General features: G+C 57.6%; 14 protein-coding genes and 1 pseudogene. 4 read left to right on the top strand and 11 right to left on the bottom strand.

From position 1 onward, the window contains the following. Positions 1–17 precede the first annotated feature (17 nt). The 8 genes and pseudogenes from NKJ23_RS21285 to NKJ23_RS21250 form a co-directional block, all read right to left on the bottom strand. A complete protein-coding gene (locus tag NKJ23_RS21285; RefSeq protein WP_352682205.1) occupies positions 18–1679 on the bottom strand; it encodes a DNA polymerase/3'-5' exonuclease PolX in 1662 nt (553 codons plus the stop codon). A 103-nt stretch (positions 1680–1782) separates the two neighbouring features. Then, a complete protein-coding gene (gene ligD / locus NKJ23_RS21280; protein ID WP_352682146.1) occupies positions 1783–3681 on the bottom strand; it encodes a DNA ligase D in 1899 nt (632 codons plus the stop codon). Positions 3682–4217: 536 nt separating this feature from the next. Continuing rightward, complete coding sequence (locus NKJ23_RS21275) at positions 4218–4343, bottom strand: DUF982 domain-containing protein (protein ID WP_352682203.1); 126 nt, start codon at positions 4341–4343, stop codon at positions 4218–4220. Between the two features lie 120 nt (positions 4344–4463). After that, entirely contained in the window at positions 4464–4709 is a 246-nt protein-coding gene (locus tag NKJ23_RS21270; protein ID WP_352473718.1) for a DUF982 domain-containing protein, read from the bottom strand. 480 nt (positions 4710–5189) lie between these two features. Further along, on the bottom strand, positions 5190–5444 hold the full coding sequence (locus NKJ23_RS21265) for a DUF982 domain-containing protein (protein ID WP_352467868.1): 255 nt from the start codon (positions 5442–5444) through the stop codon (positions 5190–5192). Between the two features lie 548 nt (positions 5445–5992). Further along, positions 5993–6220, bottom strand: a complete 228-nt coding sequence (locus NKJ23_RS21260; protein WP_352467869.1) for a hypothetical protein — start codon at positions 6218–6220, stop codon at positions 5993–5995. Positions 6221–6886: 666 nt separating this feature from the next. Further along, a complete protein-coding gene (locus tag NKJ23_RS21255; protein ID WP_352682143.1) occupies positions 6887–7084 on the bottom strand; it encodes a hypothetical protein in 198 nt (65 codons plus the stop codon). 644 nt (positions 7085–7728) lie between these two features. Further along, positions 7729–7925 (bottom strand): annotated as a pseudogene (locus NKJ23_RS21250) (transposase); the annotation flags it as partial. Positions 7926–8000: 75 nt separating this feature from the next. Between NKJ23_RS21250 and NKJ23_RS21245 the strand changes: the two are divergent. From NKJ23_RS21245 to NKJ23_RS21235, 3 genes are all read left to right on the top strand, one after another. Further along, positions 8001–8252, top strand: coding sequence for a DUF6074 family protein (locus NKJ23_RS21245; protein ID WP_352473724.1), 252 nt, complete (start codon positions 8001–8003; stop codon positions 8250–8252). Positions 8253–8969: 717 nt separating this feature from the next. Beyond that, positions 8970–10130, top strand: a complete 1161-nt coding sequence (locus NKJ23_RS21240; RefSeq protein WP_352682141.1) for a hypothetical protein — start codon at positions 8970–8972, stop codon at positions 10128–10130. 220 nt (positions 10131–10350) lie between these two features. Beyond that, the gene (locus NKJ23_RS21235; RefSeq protein ID WP_352682139.1) at positions 10351–10932 is read left to right on the top strand and encodes a hypothetical protein; all 582 of its coding nucleotides are present in this window, start codon (positions 10351–10353) and stop codon (positions 10930–10932) included. A gap of 108 nt (positions 10933–11040) precedes the next feature. Here NKJ23_RS21235 and NKJ23_RS21230 read toward each other — a convergent pair whose 3' ends face one another. Together NKJ23_RS21230 and NKJ23_RS21225 are read right to left on the bottom strand one after the other, a co-directional pair. Continuing rightward, complete coding sequence (locus NKJ23_RS21230; RefSeq protein WP_352682137.1) at positions 11041–13245, bottom strand: hypothetical protein; 2205 nt, start codon at positions 13243–13245, stop codon at positions 11041–11043. A gap of 287 nt (positions 13246–13532) precedes the next feature. Beyond that, positions 13533–13856: a hypothetical protein gene (locus NKJ23_RS21225; protein WP_352682135.1), complete on the bottom strand. Its 324-nt coding sequence runs from the start codon at positions 13854–13856 to the stop codon at positions 13533–13535. 46 nt (positions 13857–13902) lie between these two features. Between NKJ23_RS21225 and NKJ23_RS21220 the strand changes: the two genes are divergently transcribed. Then, a complete protein-coding gene (locus NKJ23_RS21220; RefSeq protein WP_352682133.1) occupies positions 13903–14484 on the top strand; it encodes a hypothetical protein in 582 nt (193 codons plus the stop codon). A gap of 6 nt (positions 14485–14490) precedes the next feature. On the opposite strand, the gene NKJ23_RS21215 is transcribed toward NKJ23_RS21220, so the two are convergent. Further along, a complete protein-coding gene (locus tag NKJ23_RS21215) occupies positions 14491–15354 on the bottom strand; it encodes a hypothetical protein (protein ID WP_352682131.1) in 864 nt (287 codons plus the stop codon). Between the last annotated feature and the right edge of the window lie 48 nt (positions 15355–15402).

Here is a 15402-nt window from a genome sequence, read left to right as displayed (position 1 = left end):
CCGGGCGCACAAGCAGTTTAGGACGTTTGCCTGCGCCGTGCGAGATGCGCAAGAAGGGCCGTCAAACGCATCGCGTTCAGGACCCGCTTCGCAGGAACACCGCCCTTGCGCGCCATCTCGACACCCCAATGCATGTGGTCGAGCTCGCGGATCGAATGAGCGTCCGGATTGATGCTGAAGATGCAGCCCTGATCGAGTGCCTTTTGATGCCAGCGCCAGTCGAGGTCGAGTCGCCACGGATGTGCGTTGATTTCGACAGCGACGCCGTGTTTCGCACACGCTTTGAGGACTTTTTCGACGTCGAGATCATAACCGGGCCGCCGCAACAGCTGGCGACCGGTCATGTGCCCGATGATTGTCGTCCGGGGATTTGCGATCGCCTCAATGATACGCTCCGTCTGTTCCTTCTTTGGCAACTTGAAGCGGCTGTGCACGCTCGCGACAACGAAATCGAACAGCTCCAGGATATCATTCGGGTAATCGAGCGAGCCATCCGCCAGGATGTCCGCCTCGATGCCCTTCAGTATGCGAAATTTTCCATTGTATGCCTTGTTCAGCCGGTCAGCTTCGCGGTGCTGTTCAGCAATCTCCTGCAACGAAAGGCCGCCTGCGTAGTGAGCGGACTGCGAATGATCGGCGACACCATAGTATTCGAAACCGCGCTTGCGCGTGGCTTCCGCCATTGCCTCAAGCGTTTCGGTGCCATCGGATGCGGTCGTGTGAGAATGCAGGATGCCATGCAGATCTTCATCCCGAATGAGGGCGGGTAGCTTCTGCTTTGCCGCTCGCTCAATCTCGTCCCTGCCTTCGCGCAATTCAGGCTCGATAAACTGCAAGTCCAGAGCTTGGTAGATTTCTTCTTCTGTCGCTGACGCGATCAGCTTTCTCCCGCGATGAAGCCCGTCGGCGTTTAGGGTGAACCCCTTGTCGGCCGCGAACGTCTTCAGTTGCTTGAGGTGGTCTGCCGAACCGGTTGCTTCGAGCAGGCTCGCGCCAAAGTGCTTCCTGTCCGTGACAACAAGCCTGAGGGTCGTATCCTCGATTCCAGTCGATTTTCTGGCCTGCGCTACCAGGGCGAAATCGGAAACGAGCTCGCAACCGCGCCGGAAGTCGCCTGCAATTTCGACGCGCGAAAAGTCTGGATGCTCTTGCTTCACCGATATGACCGCATGTTCGAGAAGAGCGGCGGCCTTGTGCAGGTGAAGTTGCGTTTCGCCGCTGCGCACGATGGCCAGGTTCTGCAGGAGCTTTGTCTGAAGCGCGGCGCCGAGGCCTTTGACTGGGCGTATGCGGTCTTCTCTTGCTGCGGCCTCGAGCTCCGCCAGCGAGTTCACGCCGAGCGCCTGATGAAGCTTCAGTATCTTATCAGGACGAAGCCCGGGTATGGCAAACAGCTCCATCACGCCCGCTGGAACATCCTCGCGCAGCTTCTCAAGGCTCGGGTGCGTGCCGGTTTGGTAAAGCTTGGTCACGATGTCTGCGATTGCGTCACCGATCCCCGGGATCTTGGTGAGGGCGCCGGCGGCAATGATCCGATCAAGCGGCTGCGACAGCGCCGTCAGACTGTCTGCCGCGCGCAAGTATGCCTTTGTGCGATAGGGATTGTCGCCGCGCATAGACGCCCGTTGTGCGTATTCCCTCAAAAGACTGGCGACGGTCCTCGGATTGATTTTTGCCATGGCTTCAGCCAAACGGAGGCCGATCTCCGCAGGTTCCAATCAGGCAAGGCCATGAGCGCCGCGTTGCCCTTTAAATCCCGGCTTTACTGCCTCTTCACGTACGCTACAGATTGGGCAAGGATTGGTCAGCGCGACCCCATCCAGCCAGAGCTTTGGAGGCTGCGCGTTTATTTAATTCAGGAGCATCGCCCACGTGGAAATGAGAGGGCGCATCTATTGTCTTCATCTCCGCCCACGTGATCGGTGCCGCGACAGGGGCGCCTGGACGTGATCTTGCGCTGTAGGGCATGATCGCGGTCGCCCCGCGCTGATTGCGTAGATAGTCCACAAAGATGCGACCCTTGCGGCGCGCCTTTGACAACACGGCCGTGAAATGGGCCGGATCGCTCCGGGCGACCGCCTGCGCCAGGCGAGACGCGAAGTCCTTCACCTCTGGCCACTCGGCGCCAGGGGTGAGCGGCGCGATGACGTGCACTCCTTTGCCTCCCGTCAGCATCGGGAAAGTCGTAAGTCCCAGCGATTTAAGGATAGCGCGGAACTGAAAGGCAGCGGCGCGGACGGCCTCAAAATCGAGGCCTTCATCGGGGTCGAGGTCGAACACGAGGCGGTCGGCCTTTTCGACATCCTCGATCCGAGCCCCCCATCCATGCAGCTCGATCGTTCCCATCTGGACGCAGGTCATCAGTCCGTCGGCATCGTCGACATAGAGATATGGTTCCTCGTGCCCGTCCTTCTCCGTGATGCCGACGTGGTGGACTTTGTCGCCAAAGCTGCCGGCGTCGTGTTTTTGGAAGAAGCACTTCTTCGCGCGGCCCTGTGGGCATCGAACCAGACTGATCGGCCGGCTGCCAACCCAAGGAAGCATGATCGCCGCGACCGCTGCGTAATGGTCGGCGAGCTGTCCCTTGGTGATGTTGGACTCCGGATAGATGACGCGGTCACGGTTACTTATCGCGATGGCGGTTGTCGCAGACGCGGCGAGATCGGCTGCATGACGTTCCGTCTCGAGCACGACCGCCTCCGGCTTCTTGTCTTCACGGAGACCAAGATAGCTCGGATGTCGTAACGTCCCTTCATTTGTCATTTCGGTGAAGGCAATCTCAGCGACCAGTTTCGGACGGAGCCAGTGTGCGCCGCGCACTTCGGCGCGTGGTGCGTCGACGGTGGCGGCCTTCTGCTCAAGCGGCGCCATGATCTTCAAGAGACGAAGAAGTTCAGCGGTATCGAAGCCGGTGCCGACTTTCCCGGCGTAACGCAGCTTGCCGCGGTCATGAACGCCAAGGATCAAGGACCGAAACGCGCGGACCTTGTCGGACGGCGTCCAGCCGACAATCACAAATTCCTGCCGCCTGATGCATTTGATCTTCAGCCAGCTTGCGCCGCGGGCCGCCACATAACTCGAATCCGCGAGCTTTGAGATGACGCCCTCAAGGCCGGCAGCGCAGAAGCGATCGAGCAGCTCTTCTCCGCGGCCGAGGATATGGTCGGAGTAACGAAGGACCGGATTTTTCGCAGGCAAGATCGCCTCCAGCTTCGCCTTGCGCTCAACAAGAGGAAGCTTTGTCAGATCTTCGCCGTCGAGCTGCAGCAGATCGAACGCATAAAAGTCGATAGTCGCCGGGGCACCCTTCAATGCATTTTGAAGCGCTTGGAAGTTAGATCTTCCTTCGGCATCGACAACCACGGCCTCGCCGTCAATCAGGGCGGAGCGCACCTTGAGCTTGCGAGCCTCGGAGAGGACCGAGGGAAAACGGCTAGACCAGTCCAGACCAGATCGTGTGTAGGCTCGCGCCTCGCCTCCGCCGACCGCAACGAGAATACGATAGCCGTCGTATTTCATTTCATGGATCCAACGATCGCCGGCAGGGACCGTGTCCACGAGCGTTGCGAGCTGGACCGGCCGGAAAGCGGGCGGCGCTAAAGTGACCTCGTCACGAGCGGGCGACTTCGCTTGACTAGCGCTCGACGCATTGATTGCCTTACGCGACGTTGGCTTGACCACCCTGACCTAAACCATACTCAGAGACGAAACAGCGTTATTTGCCGTCCAACGCGCGACTACTTCTTTAGTTTCGCTGGCGGCCGTGTTGAGCTTTTCGCGATCATTGCCGACCCGCTTGATTAGCGCCTCGGCCTGAGGCCGTGCTTCCTGCCTCCGGCCCTTCCATTCCCGATTTTCGCGCACAGCTCACAGGCAATAATCAAGAGCAGGAACGGGCCCTCAAATGCCGCCACAGCGTATCCGGTTTCTGCCATCGGCTTTAGAAGCCTGACATCCGGTTCCGGTCCCCTGTGCGTACGGTTTTGATCTTCTCGTCGAACCCTATGTTCGATTGATGATTACTCGACGTGCCCCATTGACGCCAACTACCTCGCCCAGAGCAGCTCCGATGCCAGTTTCAAGAAGTGCAAAATGGCCATAAATGCGCCGACCAGAGTGAATGCTCTCGTATCCGGGTCTATTTCGAGCAGCGCGGACTTGGTCAGCATTAGACAGCCTAACGGGTCCTTCCCAACATAGCCATGGGCACCGGCCTGCTACTCACGCAGCACCCTCTCCTCCTTGGCAGCAGCCTCGAAAGCCTGACGGACCTCTTCCGGAGTCACACGGTCCTGAAGGGCGTCGGCGCACAGTTGCACAGCCTTCCTCCACTTAGGTCCCATCTTGGTCCACTTCATGAGTTCCTCGGCGGCACCCTCGACGTTGTTGCACCCGTAGGACCCCAGGTCGGTCGGTCTTGACGTACACCGGAGGGGAGAACCAATGGGTTGCCACGACAACTCCTACTCAGGGGAGAGATACACGTTGGCCTCCTTAGCGGCAGCCTCAAAGGCCTTTCGTATTATGTGGGGGTCAATCGAATCGCCCTCCAAGGCTGACAGGCAGAGGGTCACCGCCTTATGCCAGCGAGGCCCTCGCCGGGTCCACATCTTGAGCTGCTCAAGGGCTTCCTTCGCATTGTTGCAGCCATGCCTGACACCGGTTTCAGTCTTCACGAACACCGGAGGGACGAACCAGATGGGCGCCATGATACCTCCTACTCAGGGGAGAGATACACGTTGGCCTCCTTGGCAGCCGCCTCAAAGGCTTCACGCACCTCATGGGGGACATCCTGCCCTCGAACGCGTCGACGCAGGATTGGACCGCCTTCGTCCACCTCGGGCCCTTTGTGTCCCATGCCAGGAGTTCCTCGGCGGCTCCCTCGACGTGGCTGACCCCATTGCGAATGCCCGGACGTTTCGTCTTCACGTAGACCGGGGGAGAGAACCAGAGAGGACCCATAAGAGGGAACTTAGAGCGGGAAGAGCCCGCCGACCAACCCCGCTTTAGCTGCAGCTAAGGGAACGATGTAGGCCCTCGCGGGTTTAGAGGCGGCAGCGGGATTACTTCGTGGATGTGCAGCCGCTGTGGGGGGGTCCGTCGCCTCTCATCTCCATGCTTGGCGGCGGGCTCCTTTCGCGAAGGCGGTGTTGGTCTGAGACACCTAGAACCTTATACCGCAATCCAATTTAGCTGGTTGTCATTGGGGGGAGTAATGTCCCCTCCTCTTTTGCAGCAGCCAGGAATGCCTTGCGGGCCTCCTCAGCTTCCATCTCGTCGAAAATCACGGCCATGCAAACGCGCACCGCGAGGTCCCACCAAGGGCCACGCTTGGTCCACTTCATCAACTCCTCGCCGGCTGCCTCGGCGTTGTTGACGTTGCGGATGATCCCGGGACGCTCGGTCTTGACGGGGATCGGAGGGTTGAACCAGTGGAGAGCCATGAATGGACCCCAGGCGGCTAGCGGGTTTCGTCTCTACTAACCGGCTCAGCGATGAGGACGATTACCGTTTGTTAGGCATGTCTGAGTCCGTGACGGGATGTTTCCAAAGGTTCATCGACGGTTATCTAAGCGGTCGGTACGAAGCCGGTATGCATCATCTTCCGGTGGGTGTCGCCCTGGTCATTTCGCTTGTTGTCGGTCTACTCGTTGCGACGATCGCGTAAAAGGACCAGTCGGAAATCTGCGGCATCCGATGGTTATTTGTCCTCGGCGAGAGCGTTAATGTGAGGACTGTCACGCCAAGGCCGGAATATTGAGAATGAATGACAGCATATGGGCGCGCGCCCATTGCGAGGTCACCGAAGTCGGCCGACAGCTACTCCCGGGCGTCGAAAGCCACGCAGAGGCCCATGGCAGTTGCTGCCTCGACGATTGCCTCGGTTAGTTCTTCGTCGGAGGCCACCAAATAAGGCGCAGTCTCCCGAGCTTCGCGTAATGCCGCTTTGATCGAGACCGTGTCGCGACGGTCCGCCCTGTTGAGGAGGCGGTTATTCGCGAAGATCGAACCCGACGAACAGGCCAAAGGCTGGGGCAACATTGACAATAAGCTCCACCAGCTCGCAGTCAGTTTCCGCCAGATGTGGCCGGTCTCGGCGCACCGCTGCAATAGTCTCTTTGACGGAGATGATTTGGCCGCGACGGGCTTGTAGGATCAGCTCGTGAACAAGGTGTTTGGCAGTCACTTTGTCGGGTCGGCAGTTCGTCCAAACGTTCATACAAGGCCTCCCACCTCAGCGAGAACCCAAGAGAACATTCATGATCCTCTGTCGAGAAAAATCAAGAAGAATGTTTGATAACTTCTGAGTGGGAATCAGGGGGACAAGCCACGAAGCGAGCCTCTATACTCTTTGACCTGACGCTCAGCCAGCCGGCTAGGGACCTTCTTCCGTCGGGCCCTGTTTGGCCCGATCAATAGCCGCAAGTAATGACTGTAGGGTTGGCGGCAGTTCTGGTTCGACCTCCAGATTTAAGAACGTTTGTACGTGATGACGATAGCCTTCGGAACGGATCAGTTTCCGAAACGCTTCGGAGACAGACTGATGGTCTGCTTTGTTGCTCGTTGTCATGTTCGGGAAGTCCGTCCCAATGAGCCGCAACTCGCCCGCAACGAATGGGTTCCATCAGGAGGTCGGAATATTTGGTAGAAATTTCTGAGCGGGAGATCGGCTAACTGGCTCGCGCGAAGACCCCCGTGCCCCCTTCGATCCGCCGAGCATTAATCCCCGCTGTTTGAACAGAAGATCGTGTCGATCTAGCGTCGGTGTTGCATATCGTGAATGTTGGAATGCTTCTGTCCAATGTTTGCTCACGCTGTGATGCCAACAGGGCAGGCTCTTGCGGCAGGGTGCCGCAAGGTCGCGACGATGAAACGCCGGCCCAATTCAACCTGGGCGACGCCCTTCAAAGCTGGGAGGATCCATCTTCACCAAGCGGTCTGCGGCCTCGACCGCAGTTCGTATCCTGCTGCACAGCGCGAGATTTTCCGCCAGCATTTCTTCAGTGCGTTGAAGCGCGAGCTCGATCCGGTGGATGCGCTGCCTGGCATTGGCAACTTCCGATGTCAAAAGATCGGCCGCCATCCCGTGGCCGTGGGGTTCCATAGTGTCCATGGGTTTCTAATACATGGGGGGCGATATCGTTCCCTGATGTCGGGCGAAACGGCGGGCCGCAGAAAAGCGCGACGGGCCGAATGACCAATGCGCGCCGTGTCAAAACAGCGCCGGCAACAGGCGAACGGCTTCGGCCGCTCTAGATCCCACGGGCAGAGGCGATCACGGTCCAGAGGGCCATTGATCTGTTCAGGTACGACTACAATGTAAGCGAAGACACACTCAGGCGGCTGGTGATCAAGCACCGTCTTCACAACCAGACAATGCCCGGTGCTCCGTGGAGAATAAGCGCTCCCGGTTTGGCTATGGCGCTCGCCGGCGATGATGACGCGCTTGCGCGGTTGAGGCGGGACGATCGCGAGCATCCGGACGTAACCCGGTATTTCAAGCGGCTCGGCATCCCGCGACCCTGACCTGTTATCAAAAGTTATGGTCGCGGCGACTGTCTAAAATAGACATTAAGTAGATGTCGCGGCCCGACAGGGCTCCACACAAGAGCGAACCGTTGCTGCCTTGCGCATCGCCCTCTAGGCCGCCGGCGTCGAGTTCATCCCGGAGAACGGCAGCCGCGCCGGCGTGAGGCTCCGCAAACCTTAGGCCGTAGACTCGTTACTGCGCAGCCACACACCTGCTTTTCGCCATCGGACGAAGCGGTTGCAACAGGTGGTGCGCGGGCCATAGCGCTGAGGCAGGTCGGCCATGGAGCACCGGAGCGCAGCACCCAGAAGATGCCGTTCAGCACGCGCCGATCATCAACACGTGGCACACCTCTTGGCTTGTTGGGTAGACGCTTTATTCCATTGCTGACCATTGTCCAAAAGCGCTGTTAACCAAATTTTCTCACCCGCCAATGCTTATTCGCGCGACTGAAGGGGTGAGGTGATCGATGTGTGATTCAAACATAAGCGCGTTTCCGCTGCATCGGCGGCGGAAGTTGGTCGAAGGGATCGCCCGGGTCCTGGAATCCAAGAACGGGAAGGACGCGAACGCCTTCTGGCGCAACACCGCCAAGGAAATTCTCGTTCAACTGTCCGAATCAGGAATTGCACCCGGGGTCGCCGAACAGGAAGTTGGAACGCTTCTTCATGCTGTCTTGGCCGATATCGCCACCCGCAGTGCTGCGAAACTTGCACAATAGCATCGGCTCACGATGAAGGATTGCCGCATAGAGACGCCCCGGGGCTCCACAAGCGTAGCACCACTGCATCCGTCAAACGCAGGTTTCTCACTGCGGATGAAAAGATAGGCGCGTTCGTCGAAATCATGCGCGCGAATGTGCTCTCGGGCGAGATACGGCTCCGCCTCGCCTGTCCGGCGGTCATCGACCAAATCGAGGTAGGCGATGCGGAAACCCGCATTCACGAAAGGCCGACGGACCTTTTCCACGAGCTGAACCCGCAAAACCAATGAGCCGCCGTTGAGTTCCACACTGCCAATTATGCGACTTTTGAAGCACAAAAGGCGAACATGTAGTGGCCGGCCTATGTGTTCTCGACGTCAACAGCACTGACTCACTTCGGCTATCGCCGGCTTGTGAATGACCGGAAGGGGGCCGTTTCCAGACCGTCCGGTTTCGGTAGTTGCGAGAAGCTGCCGTTCTGCAGCCGACCCCTTAGCGGACATGGGGAGCTACTTCGAACAAAGATGTAAGCTGCCCTCCCCCATGCCAATCCAATGGCAGTCCTTCGGGCTACCATTGCAGTTTGGTGTACCTTTCCTTCTATAGGCTCTAAGCGATTCCAAGAGGGGGATTTTTGCCTTTCCAGCTGCAGAACTAGCATCGTCAAAGCACGGCTCCCATAGTGCCGCATGACCAGCGCGATGCGCGACTGAAACACACGAACGGGACAGAATGTTGGACTTGTTTACTCCGCGATTCCGGGAAGAAAAGCTCCACAATTACTTTCGTCGCATCTCGGCCGACCCTCACTACGCGAAGGTCCAGCCTATCATTCAAAACTGGGCGACAGGCCTGCTGGATCGAAGGGGAGAGAGCCAGAAATTCATCAACGAATTTCAAACGACATTCAATTCCTCGATGTGGGAACTCTATTTGAACAGAGCGCTGACCGATTTGGGGTGCAGTGTCGACTTTTCAAAGTCAGCGCCGGATTTCTTCGTCCGAGGACCCGGAAACTACGAGTTCAACATAGAGGCTGTCGTCTCTGACCAGCCTCCGACCGCGAAGCAGAAGAAGACGTTCAACGAGCAAGATTTCAAAACCCGTGGTGCACTGAAGCTTGCTGGGAAGATCAGGGACAAGCTGGATCTTTACCGCGGAAGCAATGGAAAGAAGCACCCGTATTCCTCGATGAGCCACGTGTGCAGCCGGCCATTTGTCATTGCAATCGCCCCCTTCGATAGCGACCTCTCACTCACCCAAAACAACGAACTCATCAACATGGTCCTTTTTGGCTTGGCGCCGCCTTTGCTCGAAGGGCCAGACCTAGGAAAGCAAGACAAGATAACCTCTCTCCTGAAGCCTTCGGGTGCGCGAGTTGAGATGGGAATTTTCACGAACGATTCGTTCAAAGAGATCAGCGCCGTTTTCTTTTCTACGGTCGGGACCTTTGGAAAAGCGGTCGTTGAAGGTAAGATTGATAGGCTCGTCCGGTCGACCCGTTACAGGGTGATCGACAAGGACAGGATTGCGCCCGGTTCGGAGCTCTGGCAAGTCGGGACGCACCGGTTTCAGCTCGCCGCGCTGAACTACCTCCTCACGCAACGACGAGGAAGCGAGCATCAGATCGGCGGTGCAGATGTGCTTATTCAGCACTCATCGTTTCATCGTGAAACCCATCTCGATGGGTTTCAGGTCTATTTCAATCCGTTTGCAGAGGTACCGTTTGAGCCAGAATTCCCATGGCCCGCAGAAATCGCTCTCAACTATTACGACGTCGAAAGCGGTGAGCACATCCAAGCGCATCCTGACGGCGCGCTCGTTTCAAGGCAGGTTTATCAAATAACCCCCGAATACATTCGGCTTCTGCTCGGCAGTTATGGCTTTCTTTCATGATGGTTAGCCGGATTGGAGAGGCTTCAAGATCGATTCCTAAGTCCGCATCCTGAGTTCTGCGCTCAAGAGCGGACTGACAGCAACCTGAGGTGCCTTTTTGCGACTGTGTGACGATTGCTTTGAACTCCGGTCATCAACATCTGGTACCATTCTTGAAGTAGCAGCAAGTAGGGCGTCGAACGATCAAGTCTGTCGCCCGAAACCGAATTGGGTCCCCATTATGAAACAGGAGGCAACTACTGTGGCAGCGGGAACTGCCGCGAGCATCGAACTTGCGGATCTGATCCGACGAAACGTGGAGTCTATGGCCTTCCCGCCATCGGAAATAGAGGCGGCCACCTATGAGGAGGTGAGCGCGCTGCCGCGCGTAGTTGTTTCTCGGCCGCCCGTGGAAGAGCTTTTGGCGACTGGCTTCGTGCGTTATGACTGTCACCGAAATTGCGGTGAGCAAGCTGCCAATGACCCGGATGGCAAAAGCAGACAGGTCACTGGATGGTTGCCCCATGGTGAAGACCTGATCCTCCACTCGGTCGCCATTATTGAAAATGAATGGATCTGTCTGACGCCGCAGTTAGTGCCTGCGCCGAACAGGTTTGAGTTCATTCCTGACCCTCATCTTGAGTGGCGCAATGCAGATGGCGGCGCCACCCGGACAGCATTCCGTCATGGGAATGAGGTACCGAAAGCACTTCGCAGGGACCCAGGCCATCATATCCGTATGTGGGACGAATTCCAGGCTCTCGTCGCAAGGGGACATTCGGTGATCGAGGCCAGAGATTTCATGGCAACGTCCGCTTTTTAGGAAATCGAACGTCGATTCGGAATGTCCGGCATGCGGCGCTAACCTGCCCGTCACGGTTCGAGCGAGTTGATTGTTTTGATCAGAGCGGCCACCGGTGGGCGAATAGCGTCAGAGCCCTTCGAATCCTGGGATGCCGTAGGCGGTCGGATCCAACGTCGGATTGAACAGCCATGCCAGCATTGACATGTTGCAGCCGTTCATGGTCTTGACGTTACTTAGCAAATCGGGCTCCGCGGCTGGCGTTTCGTCGGCGGCTACACTCACCTTTCCCTCCGGCCATTTGCCGGTGAGGCGAAATTGCTCCATGACAGCTTTTGCTTCTTCTTCAAGGGTGCGCCAGTATCTCGGCTTTCCGTAGAGAAATGGACACGAGTCTGTTGATGCCGTGAGTCCCGCCATCTCGGCGACTTTGGCGTCGGACAGCCGCCAGCCCAGCGGCAAGCCCAAGTCGCCGATGGGCAGCTCGTGGGGAAAATACCCGCCATCGACGTGTATTCCTTGAACGTTGTCCGGGTCAGCCAGTCCGCCGAGCAACCGCCTGGCCCGACTCACGGCCAATTCGCCTCTGGTGGTCCGAGTGCTGATCATCGTTAACAGCGGGTCCAGAAGATAGGACTGCCGTGGATCTGCGTCCTTTAGGGACTCAAGGTCGTTCAGAGGCACTTTGGAGTTCAAACTCTTGATCGGCATGTAAACGAGAAAAACATTGAACTCGCAGCCCTTCCACTCAACTGTTTGGGTGAATGTCGGGATGACGTGTAAAGGACATTTGCAGAGGTTTGTTCCACTCACCTCGTAGGTGGCGTCTTCGCTCTTGGCGCAGTGCTCGGAGTCGAGGGAAAGCGCCTTTATCTGCTCGACCACTTCCATCGCCGTATCGGCCCCTGCGTTCTCGAAGTAGCCGCCGTCTCCGAGAATTCGATAATCGTCTTTGTCGACTCGCAGCCGCGCCGTCGACGTGAGCCACGGGAAGCGAGCGCTGGTTACGGCTGCCCGGTTCCCTTGGATGTCCTCGCCGCCCGTCATGGGGAAGAAAGCAGCTGTTTGGCCACCCAGGTCAGGCACGGATCCAATCACAAAGCGAAATCCCGAATTGGCGTCCGTTGCAACGAACACCTGGGCGGGACGAGCCTGATCTGGCCGCCATGACGCTGCTAACGGTTCGGAGATACGCGGATTGTCCGGGAGACTTGCAGCAATGGTGTTTGCCAGGACATCGCCCCCGTCCGGCGAAATATCGATGAACGGCACGAAGAAGTCAGCCACCTGCACAATGAGGAGGTTGGCCAAAACGGGGGACAGGAAATCATAAGACAGCACATCGGTATTCACAGCCGTGTTGGAAGAGCCGCATTTACGCAGCTCAGAATTAGGCGCCTCCGCTGATGCGAACAACAGGTTGCCGATGCCCCCGCCCGATATGCCAACCGACGCGAACAGGTGCTGCTGGAAGCTTGGACAAACGGTCTGCAGCTTGCTGAGCGCGAGATAGGAATGAGCTGCGGCATAGATGCCGCCACCCTCGGCGGAGCTGATAATGACCGGATAAGGTCGCTTTGCCTCTTTGTAGGCGTCCAGATCGCCGCGCATTGCCAACCACGGCACGACAGCAGTGGCCGCAAACCAGTCGGAGCTGGCGTCAGCCCCGGGCTCTTTGCCAGGCGTGAGCGGAATATCGTTGCTGCTCCCGAACACAATCGACGCTAAAAGGCAAGCTCCGAGGTATGCCGCTGTGGCCAAAGGCCATGACCATAGGATCGTTAGTGTGGCGCCAAGCAGTCCAAGTCCAATAGTCACGACTGCAATACCTAGAGCCTGAGGTGTCGAGATCGGGTCGAGCCTCACTACGAGGCACAAAAGCGCCCACATGACCAGAACGGTTACAAGCGACCATCTCCGGCTCAGTTCTGCAACGCGCTTTGCGCCATACCCCGCCAATCTTAGCCGGCCTAAGAGCATCATGGCTCCAATACATACAAAGATGCCGGGAACGACAATCACCCAAAACAGCCACGGCGAGGCGGCGTCAGTCTTTTCGATTAAGCGGGCAATTGCGTAAAAGGATACACTCCCGACGAGCAGATCGGCGAATCGTGAGCTTCGACCGAGATCGTCGACGAATGAGATGGCGAAGGCCACGGTTACATATACTGGCAAAGCAAAGAAGAATATCGAGGCATAGCGCTCGTCGCGCAGGTATATGCTGAAGATATGTAAAACCTGCGGTGGCGCTAGAAAATTGAAAAGAACATAAAATACAGATATGACAAAAAGCGGAATGCGCTGAAATAGATATCGTGTGAAAAGCGTCATCGTATGTCTCTAAAGAGAATTTCAGCGCAAGTCAGTGATGCACATTCAAGAGAATGGTATTACATCGCCAGAGAACCGCAAGTCCTCCCCGCATCGTCATCTTATGCGAAGCCGGACGCATCATCAATCTGAGGACTGCCTGCAGCCAGATCCTCGGCTTCGTCGTGATGTCTATCTCCATGCCCTCCATGAGGAGACCTTTGTGGACCACCTGTTGGGCCGGCCAATGAGCCATGACCGTACCGAGTACCGCGTGCCGGTGAACGCCGATATCCATGACGCAGAGGTCATTTTTCTTCGAGGAGTAGGATTTCGATATAAAATCCGCTTGGCGTGAGGGGGCCGGCGAACTTGGCATAGTCGGTACTGCCGCCGCCGTAGCCAACGCCATCCACCACGTGACCGGCAAGTCCGTGCGTGATCTGCCGGTCACGATCGACAAGCTGCGTAGCCTTCTCCAGTACGAGCATCCTGGCGCCGCCCGTTTGGCATTCAGATGCGAAGTGGCCGTGACTTAGTGCAATCGTGCCCAAGGTGGATCGCGAGAATGTCCGCTTTCTGGCTTTGGGCGAACCAACGTGAACGGCTGCGATCAGGCGCAAAGCTGCCACTCACCTATCGAAGAGCAAGAGGCCGCTTAGGGTCAGATCTTGCCGTTTGAGCTGGCCGCCGGAACGGGCACTGCGCCATCTCCGGACCTCCGGATCGCCATCAGGACTGAAGGGATTCTTCAAAGGCACGCATGCGGTGCCTCAAAGTCCGCTGATTGAGCTGCCGCATATGTCGAAGGTTGCGAAGGCAGGCCTCCGTCTCGCCGACACGGCTATCAAGAACGGTATCGAGTTCGATTTCAGCTATGAGGCGGATGCCAAGACGGGCACCCAGAAAATTGCCTTCAGGGTGACGCCCGCGGAGGCGCTGGAAGCGAAGAGGCGGGAGAAGGCGCGGCAACAGTTGCTTACCGGCCCGGAGACGGTGCGGCGGCTAACTGCTGCCGTTCCACAGGTCCAAATCGAAGACTTCACCAGAAGAGTGATTGCGCACGCCCCGTCTGGCAGCTCGTTCGACCAAATTGTGGTCGAGGCTTTCGTGCAGTTCATGAAAGATAACGGCAACGCTTACCAGTTGCTACAGCTCGCGTTGTCATTTGAGATGCAGGGCAGGTCGGACATCGGGCAGGTCATACGCCGACATATCGATGACGGACCGGGCAAAGTGAGCGTCAGCGTAGAGGACTAGGCTCAATCAAGCCTTTGGGGCAGCTGCGGGCTTCTCCGCTTCCTTTGCATCAGCGACAGCTGCCCGCTCTTTGGGCGTCGGGAAAATGGTCTGAAGCTCCTCGGGTGGTATCCGCTCTTTGCCCTTATCAAGGATGCCACTGGTACAGATCGTGATGAACCCGACTCCAAACTGCGAGGTGGAGATCATGAAGTCCCCCTTCTCCTTGTACCCGTAACGGTAACCGAACCGCCTGCCGTAATCCTTGATGTTGCCCCGGCCACCAACCTCTTTTTCAGGCAACATCCTATTCACGTAGTCGGTTAGCTGCGACGCGCGCGGATGGCTGCTGTGAACCGTTGCGGTCCAGATGTAGTGCTTCTTCGTAAGGAACTTGCCGCCCGTTTCCTTGTAGTAGATCGCACACGCCATCTTCCGCCCGATCCTCGTGGCCGCCGCAGGAAACTCTGCAGGCACACCAGCCAACGGCATGTTCGACAAATCGGCGTCCGCTGGCACATGAATCCCCATTTCAGCCAGTGCCGCCGCCTTGGCCTGATTGCTGAGCTTGGTGTTCAGGAGCGCGGCCGGATAGTTGTTCTTGATGCCATCCTGCAGCCGCCACATCGACCACAAGTCGTTGGTGAACAGGTCGGGGTTTCCCATCTGCATGTAGTAGCCGAATATCTGGTCCTCCCTCTTGGTCGAGCCGTTGCAGGCCTCACACGCGGGGAACTCAAAACCCTCCGGGAAGAACCCACGCGGGAAGCACGCCTGAGGCGGGATGTGGTCGACCGTGGACGACTTGGTCACGCCTCCACAAAGGCAGCACAGCGGGTTGTCCTCCAGCAGTTGCTGGTAGCGGCTCTTCTTTTGTTTGGCCTGTCCCATTATTTCAGCAGCCCATGCAGGAGGTCGTTCAGCTGGATGGTGCCATGT

Source organism: Mesorhizobium sp. M0184 (assembly GCF_040322215.1).
GTDB lineage: Bacteria > Pseudomonadota > Alphaproteobacteria > Rhizobiales > Rhizobiaceae > Mesorhizobium.
The sequence above is the reverse complement of the archived record's forward strand: the minus strand, read 5'-3'. Positions and strand labels throughout refer to the sequence as shown.